This window comes from Halovenus halobia (assembly GCF_051414135.1).
Classification (GTDB): Archaea; Halobacteriota; Halobacteria; order Halobacteriales; family Haloarculaceae; genus Halovenus; species Halovenus halobia.
Genome location: NZ_JBLKOA010000017.1, coordinates 1 through 972, shown reverse-complemented (window position 1 = coordinate 972; position 972 = coordinate 1). Strand labels below are relative to the sequence as shown.

The window sequence follows — 972 nt, the reverse complement described above, 5'->3', positions numbered from 1 at the left end:
TTGACATCCTCCTCCGCCTGAAGGCGGAGGAATCCCGACCGCAGTTGGGATATTACGGTTTGCAGTCCACCACCTCGGCCTGCGGTTGGAATCCGCAGGAGAGGTCGTACAGGTGGACTGCTGGCTGTGCCAACCAGCCGGTACTCCTATCCCCACCCAAACCGGGTGTAGACTCGAAGTTACTTTCCTCGTTGATGTTGAGACGGATATTCTCCGCCCCGTTCACGTCGGCGTTGAACGCTGTGTCACACGACTCACAGACGTACAACCCGCGTTCAACACGCTGACTGTCGTCTTCTCTACCACAGACGCAACACGTCTTGCTCGTGTCCCGCTCAGACACCTCTACGACTTCAATACCCTCGACCTTCGCCTTATAGGTAAGAATCGACGTGAAGCGGTCGAATGCCCACCCGTGCAGGTCGAGGTTGCCGTGCTTACCCCAATTTTTCGACTCTCCATCTTCGTCCTCGCGAACGCCTTCCAAGTCTCCGACGTTGATGCGGCCAACGCCTTTCTCGACACACCGCTGGACGATGTGTTTGGCAAGACTATGGAAGAAGTGGGTGCGGCGTTCCGACCACTTCGCGTGGAGACGAGTGGCCCTGTCGCCACTGCTGTCGTCGCATTTGGCGATTTCTTTTGGGAAGTAGTAGCCGTCCTGTTTCAAGCGATTGCCGGGATACAGGTCGGCGTCCTCGGTGCTGTATGCGACGGCGGTGAAGTTGCTGATGCCGAGGTCAATACCCGCTGTCTCGTTGCCGGGCGCGGTGGGTGTCTCGATTTCGTCTGTGCAGACGAGGTGCAACTCCCATCGCTCGTTCTGCTGGTCGTAGACAGCGCGAACCTGTTGCAGGTTCTCAACTTCGACACTGGGGCGAGTCTCGTACTCAACAAGGATGTATTCCCACGCTCGGGGGTGTTCCTTGTGGTTCGCGCCTTTTGACAAGCGAACGCGGTTGTTCTTGCTGT

The 972-nt window shown here is 57.4% G+C and carries 1 protein-coding gene; it reads right to left on the bottom strand.

Features of this window, described 5'->3' with window-relative positions:
* Positions 1-52: 52 nt before the first annotated feature.
* Positions 53-972: RNA-guided endonuclease InsQ/TnpB family protein (locus tag ACMGFM_RS16625; RefSeq protein WP_436903809.1), on the bottom strand; the 920-nt coding region annotated here is incomplete at its 5' end.